The following is a 13734-nucleotide window of genomic DNA, read 5'->3' on the forward strand; positions in this document are numbered from 1 at the left end:
CCCACTGTGCCCCCGGCCCCGACGGCCGACCGACGGACCACGGTGGACGTGACCGCGCTCCTGGAGCGCGGCCGGACCCTGGCCACGCCGGTGCTGCGGGCGGCCGTAGACCGTCTGGCGCCTCCCATGGACACCGTCGCCGCCTACCACTTCGGCTGGATCGACGCCCATGGCAGGCCCGCGGACGGCGACGGCGGCAAGGCCGTCCGCCCCGCCCTCGCGGTGCTCTCCGCCGAGGTCACCGGTGCGGCGCCCGAGGTCGGCGTCCCCGGCGCGGTGGCCGTGGAGCTGGTGCACAACTTCTCCCTGCTGCACGACGACCTGATGGACGGTGACGAGCAGCGCCGCCACCGCGACACGGTCTGGAAGGTGCACGGCCCCGCCCAGGCCATCCTGGTCGGCGACGCCCTGTTCGCCCTCGCCAACGAGGTACTGCTGGAACTGGGCACCGTCGAGGCCGGCCGCGCCACCCGCCGTCTGACCAAGGCGTCCCGCGCCCTGATCGACGGTCAGGCCCAGGACATCTCCTACGAGCACCGCGACCGCGTCAGCGTCGAGGAGTGCCTGGAGATGGAGGGCAACAAGACCGGCGCCCTGCTCGCCTCCGCCAGCTCCATCGGCGCGGTCCTCGGCGGCGCCGACGAGCACACCGCCGACACGCTGGAGAAGTACGGCTACCACCTGGGCCTCGCCTTCCAGGCCGTCGACGACCTGCTCGGCATCTGGGGCGACCCGGACGCCACCGGCAAGCAGACCTGGAGCGACCTGCGCCAGCGCAAGAAGTCCCTCCCGGTGGTGGCCGCCCTCGCGGCCGGCGGCCCCGCCTCCGAACGGCTCGGCGAGATCCTCGCCGCCGACGCCAAGACCAGCGACTTCGCGAACTTCTCCGAGGAGGAGTTCGCGGCCCGCGCCGCCCTCATCGAGGAAGCGGGCGGGCGGGAGTGGACCGCCGACGAGGCGCGTCGCCAGCACACCATCGCCATCGAAGCCCTCGACACCGTCGACATGCCCGACCGGGTGCGGGACATGTTCGTCGCGCTCGCGGACTTCGTCGTCGTACGAAAGAGATGATCACTATCGGTCGAATAGCCCTCGCGTAGTCGCCGGCCGGTGTCGCGGGCAGCGCAGCACCGGCCGACGGCGGACCCACAGCAGAAGCACCACTTGCAGACTGCACGAAGGGGAAGCCATGACAGCGACGACCGACGGAAGCACCGGGGCGACCCTCAGGCCCCTGGCAGCCGCGGCCAGCGAAAACGAGATCACGACCCCCGACACGGCGGCCGGGGTACCCGAAGCCGCCGCCCGCGCCACCCGGCGCGCCACGGACTTCCTGCTCTCCCGGCAGGACGCCCAGGGCTGGTGGAAGGGCGACCTCGAGACCAACGTCACGATGGACGCCGAGGACCTGCTGCTGCGCCAGTTCCTGGGCATCCTGGACGAGGAGACGACGCGCGCCGCCGCCCTCTTCATCCGGGGCGAGCAGCGCGAGGACGGCACCTGGGCCACCTTCTACGGCGGCCCCGGCGAGCTGTCCACCACCATCGAGGCCTACGTCGCCCTCCGCCTGGCCGGCGACGCGCCCGACGCCCCGCACATGGCACGGGCCTCGGAGTGGATCCGGTCCCGGGGCGGCATCGCGGCCTCCCGCGTCTTCACCCGGATCTGGCTCGCCCTCTTCGGCTGGTGGAAGTGGGACGACCTCCCCGAACTCCCGCCGGAGATCATCTACTTCCCCACCTGGGTGCCGCTGAACATCTACGACTTCGGCTGCTGGGCCCGGCAGACCATCGTGCCGCTCACCATCGTCTCGGCCAAGCGCCCGGTGCGCCCCGCGCCCTTCCCGCTGGACGAGCTGCACACCGACCCGGCCGCGCCCAACCCGCCGCGCCCCCTGGCCCCGGCGGCGAGCTGGGACGGCGCCTTCCAGCGCATCGACAAGGCCCTGCACGCCTACCGCCGGATCGCCCCGCGCCGGCTCCGCCGGGCCGCGATGAACACCGCAGCCCGCTGGATCATCGAGCGCCAGGAGAACGACGGCTGCTGGGGCGGCATCCAGCCGCCGGCCGTCTACTCGGTCATCGCCCTCTACCTGCTCGGCTACGACCTCGAACACCCCGTGATGCGGGCCGGTCTGGAGTCGCTGGACCGCTTCGCGGTGTGGCGCGAGGACGGCGCCCGGATGATCGAGGCATGTCAGTCACCGGTGTGGGACACCTGCCTGGCCACCATCGCGCTGGCCGACGCGGGCGTGCCCGCCGACCACCCGCAGCTGGTGAAGGCCGCCGACTGGATGCTGGGCGAGCAGATCGTCCGCCCCGGCGACTGGTCCGTGAAGCGGCCCGGACTCCCGCCCGGCGGCTGGGCGTTCGAGTTCCACAACGACAACTACCCCGACATCGACGACACCGCCGAGGTCGTCCTCGCCCTGCGCCGCGTCAAGCACCACGACCCGGAGCGGGTGGAGCAGGCCATCGGCCGCGGGGTGCGCTGGAACCTCGGCATGCAGTCGAAGAACGGCGCCTGGGGCGCGTTCGACGTCGACAACACCAGCTCCTTCCCCAACCGCCTCCCGTTCTGCGACTTCGGCGAGGTCATCGACCCGCCGTCCGCGGACGTCACCGCGCACGTGGTCGAGATGCTCGCGGTCGAGGGCCTGACCCACGACCCGCGCACCCGGCGCGGCATCCAGTGGCTGCTGACCGAGCAGGAGGCCGACGGGTCCTGGTTCGGCCGGTGGGGCGTCAACTACGTCTACGGCACGGGATCCGTCGTCCCCGCCCTGATCGCCGCCGGTGTCCCCGCCTCGCACCCCGCCGTCCGCCGCGCGGTGGCGTGGCTGGAGTCCGTCCAGAACGACGACGGAGGCTGGGGCGAGGACCTGCGCTCCTACCGGTACGTGAGGGAGTGGAGCGGCCGGGGCGCCTCCACCGCCTCGCAGACCGCGTGGGCGCTGATGGCGCTGCTGGCGGCGGGGGAGCGGGAGTCCAAGGCGGTCGAGCGGGGCATCGCCTGGCTCGCCGCCACCCAGCGGGAGGACGGCTCCTGGGACGAGCCGTACTTCACCGGCACCGGCTTCCCCTGGGACTTCTCCATCAACTACCACCTCTATCGGCAGGTCTTCCCGCTCACCGCGCTCGGCCGGTACGTGCACGGGGAGCCCTTCGCCCAGAAGTCCGGCGCCGCGCGCCCTGCCACCGAGACGTCCACCGCCGAGGTGAAGGGCAGCTGATGATCCCGCGGACCGGCCCGTCCCCGCTGCTGATCGCCTGCGCGCTCGGCATCGAGCACCTCGCCCTGCGCACCGGCGACCGCGCCGGCGCCGGCGGGCCGGTCACCGTCCTGCGTACCGGCATGGGACCGAGGGCGGCCGAGCGCTCGGTCTCCCGGGTCCTGGCCGACCCGGCGCTCGACGGCGCCGCCGTGCTGGCCACGGGCTTCTGCGCGGGACTCGCCCCCGGCATGCACCCCGGCGACCTCGTCGTCGCCGAGGAGACCCGGGACCCGCGCGGGACGGTCGGGTGCGTCGGCACCGACCGGCTGGTGAAGGAACTCGCCCGCGCCCTGCCCCGACGCACCGTCCACCGGGGACCGCTGACCGGCTCGGACCACGTCGTCCGCGGCCCCGAACGCGCCGACCTGCTCGCGACCGGCGCGATCGCCGTGGACATGGAGTCCGCGGCCACGCTCCTGAGCGCCGCCCGCGCGGGCACGCGCCCCGTTGCCGCCGTACGGGTGGTCGTGGACGCTCCAGAACACGAACTCGTCCGGATCGGCACGGTGCGCGGTGGAATATCGGCTTTCCGCGTCCTTCGATCCGTTCTTCCCGCATTCTTCGAATGGCACCGTTCTTTGCTGCTCCCCCGGAGGTGAGCCCAGATGGCCATGCCGCTGCGTCAGTCCATCAAGGTCGCTACATACCTGGCCGAACAGAAGATCCGCCGACGGGACAAGTTTCCGCTCATCGTGGAGTTGGAGCCGCTTTTCGCCTGCAACCTGAAATGCGAGGGCTGCGGGAAGATCCAGCACCCGGCCGGGGTGCTCAAGCAGCGCATGCCGGTCGCGCAGGCCGTGGGGGCGGTGCTCGAATCGGGCGCGCCGATGGTCTCCATCGCCGGCGGCGAGCCCCTGATGCATCCTCAGATCGATGAGATCGTGCGCCAGTTGGTGGCCAAGCGCAAGTACGTCTTCCTCTGCACCAACGCCCTGCTCATGCGCAAGAAGATGGACAAGTTCACGCCCTCGCCCTACTTCGCCTTCGCGGTGCACATCGACGGGCTGCGGGAGCGGCACGACGAGTCGGTGGCCAAGGAGGGCGTGTTCGACGAGGCCGTCGAGGCCATCAAGGAGGCCAAGCGGCGCGGCTTCCGGGTCACCACCAACTCGACCTTCTTCAACACCGACACCCCCCAGACCGTCGTGGAGGTCCTCAACTACCTCAACGACGACCTCAAGGTCGACGAGATGATGATCTCGCCCGCCTACGCCTACGAGAAGGCGCCCGACCAGGAGCACTTCCTGGGCGTGGAGCAGACCCGCGAGCTGTTCAAGAAGGCGTTCTCGGGCGGCAACCGGGCCCGCTGGCGGCTCAACCACTCCCCGCTCTTCCTCGACTTCCTCGAGGGCAAGGTCGACTTCCCCTGCACGGCGTGGGCCATCCCGAACTACTCCCTCTTCGGCTGGCAGCGCCCCTGCTACCTGATGAGCGACGGCTACGTTCCGACGTACCGGGAGCTGATCGAGGACACCGACTGGGACAAGTACGGCCGCGGCAAGGACCCGCGCTGCGCCAACTGCATGGCGCACTGCGGCTACGAGCCCACCGCCGTGCTGGCCACCATGGGCTCCCTCAAGGAGTCCCTGCGCGCCATGCGCGAGACCGTCTCCTCGAACCGGGAGTGACGGCGTGACCGCCATTCCCCTGGGCGTGCCCGAGGTCCCGGTCCGGCCGATCGCCGAGCGGCGCGTGTCGCGGCGCATCCAGGTCGGGCCGGTGGCCGTCGGGGGCGGGGCCCCGGTGTCGGTGCAGTCCATGACCACCACTCGTACGGCCGACGTCGGCGCGACCCTCCAGCAGATCGCCGAGCTGACGGCGTCCGGCTGCGAGATCGTACGGGTGGCCTGCCCGACGCAGGACGACGCGGACGCCCTGCCGGTGATCGCGAGGAAGTCGCAGATCCCGGTGATCGCCGACATCCACTTCCAGCCCAAGTACGTCTTCGCCGCGATCGAGGCCGGCTGCGCTGCGGTCCGCGTCAACCCGGGCAACATCAAGAAGTTCGACGACCAGGTGAAGGAGATCGCCAAGGCGGCCAAGGACCACGGCACGCCGATCCGCATCGGCGTCAACGCGGGCTCCCTGGACCGCCGCCTGCTGGAGAAGTACGGGAGGGCGACTCCGGAGGCGCTGGTCGAGTCGGCGCTGTGGGAGGCGTCGCTCTTCGAGGAGCATGACTTCCGGGACATCAAGATCTCCGTCAAGCACAACGACCCGGTCGTCATGGTCGAGGCGTACCGCCGGCTCGCCGCCCAGTGCGACTACCCCCTCCACCTCGGCGTCACCGAGGCCGGCCCCGCCTTCCAGGGCACCGTCAAGTCGGCCGTCGCCTTCGGCGCGCTGCTCTCCCAGGGCATCGGCGACACCATCCGGGTGTCGCTGAGCGCGCCGCCCGCCGAGGAGGTCAAGGTCGGGCTCCAGATCCTCCAGTCGCTGGGGCTCAGGCAGCGCCGGCTGGAGATCGTCTCGTGCCCGTCCTGCGGCCGCGCCCAGGTCGACGTCTACAAGCTCGCCGACGAGGTGACGGCCGGCCTGGAGGGCATGGAGGTGCCGCTGCGCGTCGCCGTCATGGGCTGTGTCGTCAACGGTCCGGGCGAGGCCCGCGAGGCCGACCTCGGCGTCGCCTCCGGCAACGGCAAGGGCCAGATCTTCGTCAAGGGCGAGGTCGTCAGGACCGTCCCGGAGTCCAGGATCGTGGAGACGCTGATCGAGGAGGCGATGAAGATCGCCGAGCAGATGGAGCAGGACGGCGCGTCGGGGGAGCCGGCCGTCACCGTGAGCTGAACAGCACGGACCGAAGGGGGCCCGAGCGTGACGATTCTGGAGAACATCCGGGGACCACGCGACCTGAAGGCGCTGTCCGAGGCGGAACTCGGCGAACTGTCCGACGAGATACGGGACTTCCTGGTGCACGCGGTCGCCCGTACCGGCGGGCACCTCGGCCCGAACCTGGGGGTGGTCGAACTCACCGTCGCCCTGCACCGGGTCTTCGAGTCACCGGCCGACCGCATCCTGTGGGACACCGGCCACCAGAGCTATGTGCACAAGCTGCTGACCGGGCGTCAGGACTTCTCCAAGCTGCGCGGCAAGGGCGGGTTGTCCGGCTATCCCTCGCGCGAGGAGTCCGAGCACGACGTCATCGAGAACAGCCACGCCTCCACCGTCCTCGGCTGGGCCGACGGCCTCGCCAAGGCCCGCCGGGTGCGGGGGGAGCGGGGACACGTCGTCGCCGTCATCGGCGACGGGGCGCTCACCGGCGGCATGGCCTGGGAGGCGCTGAACAACATCGCGGCGGCCCGGGACCGGCCGCTGATCATCGTCGTCAACGACAACGAGCGCTCCTACGCGCCGACCATCGGCGGCCTCGCCGACCACCTGGCGACGCTGCGGACGACGGACGGCTACGAGCGGATGCTGGCCTGGGGCAAAGGCGTCCTCCAGCGCGTCCCCGTGGTCGGCGCCACCGTCTACGAGGCCCTGCACGGCGCCAAGAAGGGCTTCAAGGACGCCTTCGCCCCGCAGGGGCTCTTCGAGGACCTGGGCCTGAAGTACGTAGGTCCCGTCGACGGACATGACATCGGGGCCGTCGAGTCGGCGCTGCGGCGCGCGAAGCGCTTCCACGGTCCCGTGCTCGTCCACTGCCTCACCGAGAAGGGCCGCGGCTACGAGCCCGCCCGGCGCGACGAGGCGGACCACTTCCACACCGTCGGCGCGATGGACCCGCTGACCTGCGCGCCGCTCGGGCCCTCGGCCGGGCCCTCGTGGACCTCCGTGTTCGGTGAGGAGATGGCGCGGATCGGCGAGGAGCGCGAGGACGTCGTGGCGATCACCGCGGCCATGCTGCACCCGGTCGGCCTCGGGCGCTTCGCCGAGCGGTTCCCCGACCGGGTCTGGGACGTGGGCATCGCCGAGCAGCACGCCGCCGTCTGCGCGGCGGGCCTGGCCACCGGCGGACTCCACCCGGTCGTCGCCGTCTACGCCACCTTCCTCAACCGCGCCTTCGACCAACTGCTGATGGACGTGGCCCTGCACCGCTGCGGTGTCACCTTCGTCCTGGACCGGGCCGGCGTCACCGGCCCCGACGGTCCCTCGCACAACGGCATGTGGGACATGTCCGTCCTCCAGGTCGTCCCCGGACTGCGCATCGCGGCCCCCCGCGACGCCGATCAGTTGCGGGCCCAGCTGCGCGAGGCGGTCGCCGTCGACGACGCGCCGACGCTGGTGCGCTTCCCGAAGGAGTCCGCCGGGCCGGCCGTACCCGCCGTCGACCGGATCGGCGGCCTGGACGTCCTGCACGCCCGCGACCATCCCGACGTGCTGCTCGTGGCCGTCGGGGTGATGGCGCCCGTCTGCCTCCGGGCCGCCGAACTGCTCGAAGCCCGCGGCCTGCGCTGCACCGTGGTGGACCCGCGCTGGGTCAAACCCGTCGACCCGGCGCTCCCGCCCCTGGCCGCCCGGCACCGCCTGGTGGCCGTCGTCGAGGACAACAGCCGTGCCGCCGGGGTCGGTTCGGCGGTGGCGCTGGCGCTGGGTGACGCCGAGGTCGACGTGCCGGTGCGCCGCTTCGGCATCCCCGAGCAGTTCCTCGCGCACGCCAAGCGCTCCGAGGTGCTCGCCGACATCGGTCTCACCCCGGTCGAGATCGCCGGCCGGATCGGCGCGAGCCTGTCCGTCGCCGATCAGGCCCGGGACGGCCGGACCGCCATGCCAGTCCAAGGAGAGAACTGAATGACCAAGGAGTTCGACCTCGCCGCGCTCCTGGCCGAACGCGGAGCCGAACGCTACGAGCTGCACGCCAGGCACCTCAACCACCAGCTGCCGCGGATGCTGCGCACCATCGGCTTCGACAAGGTCTACGAGCGGGCCGAGGGCGCGCACTTCTGGGACACGGACGGCAACGACTACCTGGACATGCTCGCCGGGTTCGGCGTCATGGGCCTGGGGCGCCACCACCCCGTCGTCCGCAAGGCCCTGCACGACGTCCTCGACGCCTCGCTGGCCGACCTGACCCGCTTCGACTGCCCGCCGCTGCCCGGACTGCTGGCCGAGAGGCTGCTCTCCTACAGCCCTCACCTGGACCGGGTCTTCTTCGGCAACAGCGGCACCGAGGCCGTGGAGACCGCGCTGAAGTTCGCCCGGTACGCGACCGGGAGACCGAGGGTCCTGTACTGCTCGCACGCCTTCCATGGCCTGACCACCGGCTCGCTCTCCGTCAACGGCGAGGAGGGGTTCCGCAAGGGCTTCGCCCCCCTGCTGCCCGACACCCCCGTACCGCTCGGCGACGTGGACGCACTGGCGCGGGAGCTGAGGAAGGGCGACGTGGCCGCGCTGATCGTGGAGCCGATCCAGGGCAAGGGCGTGCACGAGGCCCCGCCCGGCTACCTGCGCGCGGCGCAGGAACTGCTGCACCGCCACAAGGCCCTGCTGATCGCCGACGAGGTGCAGACCGGGCTGGGCCGGACCGGGAAGTTCTACGCCTTCCAGCACGAGGACGGGGTCGAGCCGGACCTGGTGTGCGTCGCCAAGGCGCTGTCCGGCGGCTACGTGCCGGTGGGGGCCACGCTGGGCAAGGACTGGATCTTCCAGAAGGTGTACTCCTCGATGGACCGGGTGCAGGTCCACTCGGCGAGCTTCGGGTCCAACGCGCAGGCCATGGCCGCCGGGCTCGCGGTGCTGTCCGTGATGGAGAACGAGGAGATCGTGGCGAACGCCGCCGCGGTGGGGGAGCGGCTGAAGACCCGGCTCGCCGAGCTGGTGGACCGCTACGAGCTGCTCGCCGACGTCCGCGGCCGGGGGCTGATGATCGGCATCGAGTTCGGCCGGCCCCGGTCCCTCGGGCTGCGCAGTCGCTGGACGATGCTCCAGACGGCGCGCAAGGGACTCTTCGCGCAGATGGTCGTGGTGCCGTTGCTCCAGCGCCACCACGTCCTGACCCAGGTCTCCGGCGACCACCTGGAGGTCATCAAGCTGATCCCGCCGCTGATCGTCGACACGGCGGACGCCGACCGCTTCGTCGACGCCTTCACGGAGGTGATGGACGACGCGCACAACGGCGGCGGACTGATGTGGGACTTCGGCAAGACCCTGGTGAGACAGGCGGTGGCCAACCGCTAGCCGCAGAGGCGGCGACCGGTCGCCGGAGGGGCACCGGCCTCGGATTTTGCCTCTCGGGCAAGAAAATTGCCTGTGGGGCAAAGTTCGGGCTGAATAGGAGCCATGACCTCCCACGAGACCGGGCCCCCGGCGCCCGAGGCGGCGGCGGACGCGGTGTCCGTCGTGGCACCGCAGCTGCGGTCCCTGCGGCGCAGGGCCGCCCTCACCCTGGAGGCGGCGGCCCGCGCCGCCGGGCTGTCGCCCGCCCACCTCTCCCGGCTGGAGACCGGGCAGCGCCAGCCCTCGCTGCCGATGCTGCTCGCGCTCGCCCGTGTCTACGGTACGACCGTCTCGGAACTGCTGGGCGAGACGGCCCCGGACCGGGACGCGGTCGTCCGGGCCGACGCCATGGAGCCGACGTACGCCGGCGGCTGGACGTACTGGCAGGCCGGCGGGGCCGGCCGCGGCATGCAGGCCCTGCGGGTGCACGTGCCGCACGGCTCCCAGGGCGACATCGTGCGGGTCCACCCGGGCGAGGAATGGCTCCATGTGCTCCGGGGCCGGCTGCGCCTGCGGCTCGGGGACACCGTGCACCTGCTCGGTCCGGGCGACGGAGCGCACTTCGACTCGCTCACCCCGCACCGGATCGCCGCCCAGGACCCCGACGGGGTCGACCTGCTCTTCGTCCACACCCTGCTGCAGAGTCCGACGGCCGCGCTGTGCCTGGGCCCCGCCCCCACGACGACCCACCCCGCCTCGGGAGAGACGCCATGAACCTCCAGGACAAGTTTCCGCGCGCCCTGTGGGTGCGGCTGTTCATCTACCTCATCGTGGGGCACGTCTTCGCTGGCTTCATCTACCTGCTCTTCGAGGTGGGCGCCAACAGCCGGTGAGCGCCGGGCTCAGTCCAGCAGCCGCTCGCGCAGCCGCTCCCGGGTCTCCGGAGTGATCCGCAGACCCTGCTCCAGGTAGGCGTCGACCCCGCCCCAGGTCTCGTCGATCGTCTCGAAGGCCGCCGCCAGGTACTCGGCGCGCGCGTCGAAGAGCGGGCTGAGCAGCTCCATGACCTCGGGGGAGTAGGCCGAGGCGGCGGAGCCGCTGCGACGCACCTTGTACCGGCGGTGGGTGGCGTTCGACTTCAGGTAGTCCTCGACGACGGCCTCGCGCTCCACGCCCAGGGCGAGCAGCGTGACCGCGATCGACAGGCCCGCGCGGTCCTTGCCGGCCGCGCAGTGCATCAGGGCGGGGACGCTGTCCTCGGCGAGCGCGTGCAGCACCCGGGAGTGCTCCGCCGTGCGCTCCTTGATGATCAAGCGGTAGGAGCCGATCATCCGGTCGGCTCCCTTGCCGTCCGCCAGGATCGAGCGGAGCTGGTCGAGGTCGCCGTCGCGGACCATCTTCCAGAACTCGGCGCCGTCGGCCGGGTCGCTCAGCGGCAGGTTCACGTTGCGCACGCCCGGCAGCTCGACGTCCGGGCCCTCGAGCTTCTGGTCGGCCGCGTTGCGGAAGTCGAAGATCGTGTGCAGGCCCAGCGAGGCCAGGAACGCGGCGTCCTCACCGGTGGCGTGCGCGAGGTGGCCGCTGCGGAACAGCACCCCCTGGCGGACCCGCCGGCCGTCCACGGTCGGCAGCCCGCCCACGTCCCGGAAGTTGCGCACCCCGGCCAGCTCGGGTTCGGTCGACGGCACCTGCTGCGTCACGGGGGCTCCTCCCACTCCGCCCCGCCGACGCCGCTCGCCGACGGGCACGAGTCGACGATACGGCACGGTGCCCCGGCCTCAAGGGGGCGAAGTAATCCGAGTACACCGCTTCTGGGCTTTCTGTCCGAATTGCAGCATTGATTCCAACTCGCTCTGGAATGAGAGTGACTGGCGGGGAAGCGCGTGAGCAGCGTCATACCCGTGACGGTGCGTTGCCCGTCATGTTCACGTAATTCACGCGGTTTTCATGGCTGTTTACGGGAAAACACGCTTCCGGAATCGACGGAGGGTGACGGCGGAATCCGGTAATGGATCAATCGGAACACCCGTGAACGCAACCTCTCGCTTGTCCCTGTGCGTCTTGGTCCCTTACGTTCACCACCGATCCGGACGGACGCCTAATCCTGCCGCCGACCGGAGCCCGCACTCATCCACCACCCGTACACGGCAGGAGCGGGGGACCCACAGGTACGAATGCCTGTTCCGGTTCCCGGAACGGCTCGGGGTGAAGCCGCGTCCAGACGCGGCCGGGCATCTCCAGCCCGAACCCGACAGCTCACCTCGTAGGCGCCGGAGAGGAATTCGACATGCCCGCGAAGGGTAAGCACCGCCGTACCAGGGCCATGCGCCTGACCCGCACCATCGCCGTCGCCTCCACCGGCGGCGCCGCGCTCGCGCTCCCGCTGATGGGCGCCGCCGCAGCCCAGGCGGCCCCCGCGCACCCGGTCTCCGAGCAGGCCGTGCAGGGAGTTCCGGCGTCGGCGAAGAAGGCCGCCGCCGAGAAGAACGCCGACTCGCGCACGTACACCGTGAAGAGCGGTGACTACCTCTCGAAGATCGCCGACGAGCAGGACGTCGACGGCGGTTGGAAGAAGCTCTACGCGGACAACCGCGAGGCCGTCGGCGCCGACCCGTCCCTGATCCACCCCGGTCTGAAGCTCTCGATCGACGGACCGGCCGCCAAGTCCGGGCAGCCCGCCGCCGAGAAGCCCGCCCAGGCGGAGAAGCCGGCCTCGCAGTCCTCCGCCGAGAAGGCCGAGCCGGCCGAGGCGGAGAAGTCCTCCAAGGCCGCGAAGGCGTCCTCCGCCGACTCCGCCGACTCCACCGACTCCGCCGAGTCCTCCGGGTCCTCGGGCAAGAGCACCCAGTCCGCCGGTACCACCAGCGGCTTCACCTCCCCCGTCCCGGGCGGCACCGTCGGTACCCCGTACCACCAGACCGGCAGCATGTGGTCCAGCGGCTACCACACCGGCACCGACTTCGTCGTCCCGACCGGCACCTCCCTCAAGGCCGTCGGCGCGGGCACCGTCGTCTCCGCCGGCTGGGGCGGCGCCTACGGCAACCAGGTCGTCATCCAGCTCGCCGACGGCCACTACGCCCAGTACGCCCACCTGTCCTCCCTCTCCGTCTCGGCCGGCCAGTCCGTGACGGCGGGTCAGCAGGTCGGCCTCTCCGGTGCCACCGGCAACGTGACCGGCCCGCACCTGCACTTCGAGATCCGCACCACCCCGGACTACGGCTCGGACGTGGACCCGATCGCCTACCTGCGCTCGCACGGCGTCTCCCTCTGACGACGCCTCGGCGCGGTCTGCGCGCCGCCGAAGGCCGGACCCCGATCCCCGGGTCCGGCCTTCGGCCATTTCGCGGTGTCCGGCACGTGTCCGGCGTATTCCTGAATTGGCGAACACTTTAGGCGTGGTGTTTCTCACCGCACGTCAACCCTTTCCTACGGTCGCGTAGGTCACATTCCAAGGTGGAGGATGGGCCGACGTGGCAGACGATTCGAAGAGTGACAGCAGAGCAGTGATCGGGTCGTACGTGGCGGTGGGGGACAGCTTCACCGAGGGCGTCGGCGACCCCGGCCCCGACGGGGCGTTCGTCGGCTGGGCCGACCGGTTCGCCGTACTGCTCGCGGACCGGCGCCCCGAGGGCGACTTCACGTACACCAACCTCGCCGTGCGCGGCAGGCTGCTCGACCAGATCGTGGCGGAGCAGGTGCCCCGGGCCGTCGAACTCGCGCCGGATCTGGTCTCGTTCTGTGCGGGCGGCAACGACATCATCCGGCCCGGCACCGACCCCGACGAGGTGGCCGAGCGCTTCGAGCGGGCGGTGGCCGCGCTGGCCGCCGCGGCGGGCACGGTGCTGGTGACGACCGGGTTCGACACCCGTGGGGTGCCCGTCCTGAAGCACCTGCGCGGCAAGATCGCCACCTACAACGGACACGTCCGCGCCATCGCCGACCGCTACGGCTGCCCCGTGCTCGACCTGTGGTCGCTGCGCACCGTCCAGGACCGCAGGGCGTGGGACGCGGACCGCCTGCACCTGTCACCGGAGGGGCACACACGCGTGGCGCTGCGCGCGGGCCAGGTCCTCGGCCTGCCCGTCCCCGCCGACCCCGACCAGCCCTGGCCGCCGCTGCCGCCCCGCGGCACTCTGGGCATCCGGCGGGACGACGTGCACTGGGCCCGGGAGTATCTGGTGCCGTGGATCGGGCGCCGGCTGCGCGGCGAGTCCTCCGGCGACCACGTGATCGCCAAGGGGACGCTGTCGCCGGACGACATCAAGATGCGGATCGCCTCGGTGGCCTGACGTACCCGCCGTGATCCGTCGACCCGGTCGCCGGGGGCGGTCACCGCGGGGCGGTCACCGTGGAGCGGGCGACCC

General features: G+C 71.6%; 12 protein-coding genes and 1 riboswitch. Of the genes, 11 read left to right on the forward strand and 1 reads right to left on the reverse strand.

All coding sequences use genetic code 11. From position 1 onward, the window contains the following. The first annotated feature begins 6 nt into the window (after positions 1 to 6). From ACFZP7_RS29400 to ACFZP7_RS29440, 9 genes are all read left to right on the forward strand, one after another. Complete coding sequence (locus tag ACFZP7_RS29400) at positions 7 to 1071, forward strand: polyprenyl synthetase family protein (RefSeq protein ID WP_031020305.1); 1065 nt, start codon at positions 7 to 9, stop codon at positions 1069 to 1071. A 118-nt stretch (positions 1072 to 1189) separates the two neighbouring features. Beyond that, positions 1190 to 3232, forward strand: a complete 2043-nt coding sequence (shc, locus tag ACFZP7_RS29405; RefSeq protein WP_385636855.1) for a squalene--hopene cyclase — start codon at positions 1190 to 1192, stop codon at positions 3230 to 3232. Continuing rightward, positions 3232 to 3873 carry a 1-hydroxy-2-methyl-2-butenyl 4-diphosphate reductase gene (locus ACFZP7_RS29410; RefSeq protein WP_199577608.1) on the forward strand — a complete coding sequence of 214 codons (642 nt, stop codon included), beginning with the start codon at positions 3232 to 3234 and terminating at the stop codon, positions 3871 to 3873. Before shc ends, ACFZP7_RS29410 begins: the two co-directional genes overlap by 1 nt. Positions 3874 to 3879: 6 nt before the next feature. Next, positions 3880 to 4902, forward strand: coding sequence for an adenosyl-hopene transferase HpnH (gene hpnH / locus ACFZP7_RS29415; RefSeq protein WP_019330385.1), 1023 nt, complete (start codon positions 3880 to 3882; stop codon positions 4900 to 4902). Positions 4903 to 4906: 4 nt separating this feature from the next. Further along, entirely contained in the window at positions 4907 to 6061 is a 1155-nt protein-coding gene (gene ispG / locus ACFZP7_RS29420) for a flavodoxin-dependent (E)-4-hydroxy-3-methylbut-2-enyl-diphosphate synthase (protein ID WP_385636858.1), read from the forward strand. A 27-nt stretch (positions 6062 to 6088) separates the two neighbouring features. Next, a complete protein-coding gene (dxs, locus tag ACFZP7_RS29425; RefSeq protein ID WP_385636861.1) occupies positions 6089 to 8005 on the forward strand; it encodes a 1-deoxy-D-xylulose-5-phosphate synthase in 1917 nt (638 codons plus the stop codon). Beyond that, on the forward strand, positions 8006 to 9391 hold the full coding sequence (locus ACFZP7_RS29430; RefSeq protein ID WP_385636863.1) for an aspartate aminotransferase family protein: 1386 nt from the start codon (positions 8006 to 8008) through the stop codon (positions 9389 to 9391). A 102-nt stretch (positions 9392 to 9493) separates the two neighbouring features. Beyond that, on the forward strand, positions 9494 to 10144 hold the full coding sequence (locus ACFZP7_RS29435; RefSeq protein ID WP_031020295.1) for a helix-turn-helix domain-containing protein: 651 nt from the start codon (positions 9494 to 9496) through the stop codon (positions 10142 to 10144). Continuing rightward, complete coding sequence (locus ACFZP7_RS29440; RefSeq protein WP_037822100.1) at positions 10141 to 10263, forward strand: DUF6126 family protein; 123 nt, start codon at positions 10141 to 10143, stop codon at positions 10261 to 10263. Before ACFZP7_RS29435 ends, ACFZP7_RS29440 begins: the two co-directional genes overlap by 4 nt. 9 nt (positions 10264 to 10272) lie before the next feature. Here the strand turns inward: ACFZP7_RS29440 and ACFZP7_RS29445 are convergent, their stop codons facing one another. Further along, positions 10273 to 11070 (reverse strand): tyrosine-protein phosphatase, encoded by a 798-nt coding sequence (locus ACFZP7_RS29445; protein ID WP_282549042.1) that lies wholly within the window; start codon positions 11068 to 11070, stop codon positions 10273 to 10275. A 425-nt stretch (positions 11071 to 11495) separates the two neighbouring features. Further along, a riboswitch (cyclic di-AMP (ydaO/yuaA leader) is annotated at positions 11496 to 11653 on the forward strand. 4 nt (positions 11654 to 11657) lie between these two features. On the opposite strand from ACFZP7_RS29445, the gene ACFZP7_RS29450 reads away from it, so the two are divergent. Next, positions 11658 to 12641, forward strand: a complete 984-nt coding sequence (locus ACFZP7_RS29450; protein WP_385636867.1) for a peptidoglycan DD-metalloendopeptidase family protein — start codon at positions 11658 to 11660, stop codon at positions 12639 to 12641. Positions 12642 to 12873: 232 nt separating this feature from the next. Further along, positions 12874 to 13659 carry an SGNH/GDSL hydrolase family protein gene (locus ACFZP7_RS29455; protein WP_019330478.1) on the forward strand — a complete coding sequence of 262 codons (786 nt, stop codon included), beginning with the start codon at positions 12874 to 12876 and terminating at the stop codon, positions 13657 to 13659. Positions 13660 to 13734: the final 75 nt, after the last annotated feature.

It is taken from the genome of Streptomyces sp. SudanB5_2050 (assembly GCF_964272335.1).
GTDB classification, from domain to species: domain Bacteria; phylum Actinomycetota; class Actinomycetes; order Streptomycetales; family Streptomycetaceae; genus Streptomyces; species Streptomyces rochei.